The sequence below is a fragment of the Kitasatospora sp. NPDC056783 genome, assembly GCF_042789895.1.
In the GTDB taxonomy this organism is placed as follows: Bacteria; Actinomycetota; Actinomycetes; order Streptomycetales; family Streptomycetaceae; genus Kitasatospora.
On the sequence record NZ_JBHUAF010000640.1, the window covers coordinates 1 to 2,394 of the forward strand.

The 2,394-nt window shown below is 74.5% G+C and carries 1 protein-coding gene; it reads right to left on the bottom strand.

Features of this window, described 5'->3' with window-relative positions:
- The coding region (locus tag ACFRMQ_RS40150; RefSeq protein ID WP_380735852.1) for a condensation domain-containing protein at window positions 1-2,394 on the bottom strand (2,394 nt) is incomplete at both ends.

Here is a 2,394-nt window from a genome sequence, read left to right on the forward strand (position 1 = left end):
GCTGGCTCTCGACCATGCTGGCGAGGCCGGTGTGGGTGACGACCACGCCCTTGGGGCGGCCGGTGGAGCCGGAGGTGTAGATGACGTACGCGGCCGACCGCGGGGTGAGCGCGAGGCCGGTGAGGTCGTGCGCCGGGTGGCCGGCGGTGTCGAGCGACTCGATCAGCAGGCGGGGCACCGGGCTGTCGGCGAACAGGCCGTCGGCCAGGTCCGCGCTGGTGAGGACGAGGGCGGGGCGGGCGTCGCCGAGCATGTAGGCGATCCGGTCGGCCGGGTAGCGCGGGTCCACGGGGAGGAAGGCTGCGCCCGCCTTGAGGACGGCGAGCTGGGCGACGATCAGTTCGGTCGAGCGTTCCAGGGCGATGGCGACGAAGCGTTCGGGGGCCGCGCCGTGCTCGGTCAGCAGCCGGGCGAGGCGGTTGGCCCGCTCGTTGAGCTCGCCGTAGCTGACCTGCTCGGTGCCGAAGGAGAGCGCGACGGCCTGCGGGTGGGCGGCGGCCCGGGCCTCGAAGAGCGCCGGGAAGGTGGCGGGCGCGACCGGGCGGGCGGTGTCGTTCCACTCGGTCAGCAGCCGGTGGCGTTCTTCGGGGGCCAGCACCTCGACCCGGCCCACCGGCTGGTCCGGGTCGGCCAGTACCGCGCGCAGGGCGCGTTCGAAGCGGGCGGCCGTCGCCTCGGCGGTGGCCCGGTCGAACAGGTCGACGGCGTACTCGACGGTCAGGCCCAGCCCGGCGGGATCGCCGGCCGCGTCGAAGCTCTCGCCGAAGGCGAAGGTCAGGTCGAACTTGGCGAGGCCCGACTCCAGTTGCTCGACCCGGCCGGGCAGGCCGGCGAAGCCGGTCTCGACGGCTTCGCCGCCGGAGGTCAGCATCACCTGGCAGAGCGGGTGGCGGGCGGTCGAGCGCACCGGGTTGAGCAGCTCGACGAGCCGCTCGAAGGGCACGTCCTGGTGCTCGAAGGCCGCCAGGGTGGTCAGCCGGACGCGCTCCACCAGCTCCCGGAAGCTCGGGTCGCCGCTGATGTCGGTGCGCAGCACGAGGGTGTTGACGAAGAAGCCGACCAGGTGGTCCAGGGCCTCGTCGGTGCGCCCGGCGACCACGGTGCCGATCGGCAGGTCGCTGCCGGCGCCGATCCGGCCCAGCGTGGTGGCCAGCGCGGCCTGCATCACCATGAACACGCTGGCCCGGCTGTGCTGGGCCAACTCGACCAGAGAGGCGTGGAGTTCGGCGTCCATCCGGAGTTCCACCGTGGCGCCCCGGCGGCTCGGGGCGGCCGGGCGGAGGCGGTCGAAGGGGAGCGTCAGCTCCTCCGGGAGATCGGTCAGGGCCTCACTCCAGTAGGCGAGTTGCTCGCTCAGCAGGGCGCTGGGCCGCTCGTCGGTGCCGAGCAGCTCGTGCTGCCAGAGGGTGTAGTCGGCGTACTGCACCGGCAGCGGACGCCAGTCGGGGGAGTCGCCGGCGCGGCGGGCCCGGTAGGCCTCGGCGAGGTCGCGCAGCAGCGGGGCGACGGAGTGGCCGTCGGTGGCGATGTGGTGCGTCAGCAGCAGCAGGACGTGCCGGTCGTCCGGCAGGGACAGCAGGGTGGCGCGCACCGGCAGGTCGCGGGCGAGGTCGAAGACCCGCGACCCGGCTTCGGTGAGGGCCGCCGCGAGCTCCTCCTCGCCGGCCACCGACACGGTGTGCAAGGGCAGTTCGGGTGCGTCCAGGACCAGCTGGTGCGGCTGCCCGTCGGCGGTCGGGTAGACGGTGCGCAGCACCTCGTGCCGGGCCACCACGTCCCGCACCGCCGATTCCAGGGCGGGTGCGTCGAGCTCGCCGGTCAGCCGGAGGGCGCACGGGGTGTTGTAGAGGGCGCTCGGGCCCTCGTACTGGTCGATGAACCAGAGGCGCCGCTGCGCGGGGGAGAGCGGGACGCGCTCGGGCCGCTCGACGGGCCGCAGGCGCGGGCGGGCGGCGTCGGGGGCGGGCAGCGCCTCGGCGAGGGCGGCCACGCTGGGGGCGTCGAACAGGGTCCGGACGGGCAGTTCGATGCCGAGCACGGTGCGGACGCGGCCGACCAGCCGGGTGGCGAGCAGTGAGTGGCCGCCCAGGTCGAAGAAGCTGTCGTCGATCCCGATCCGCTCCAACCCGAGGACGTCGGCGAAGAGTTCGCAGAGCGTGCGCTCGGTGTCGGTGCGCGGGGAGCGGCCTTCGGCGGCCCCGGTGTAGTCGGGTGCGGGCAGGGCCTTGCGGTCGACCTTGCCGTTGGCCGTCACCGGGAGGGCGTCGAGGACGACGACGGCGGCCGGCAGCATGTAGCCGGGCAGCCGGTCGGTGACGGCGGCGCGCAGTTCGCCGGCCGTGGCCTTGCCGGTGGCGTACACCACCAGCCGCTTGTCGCCGGGCTGGTCCTCGC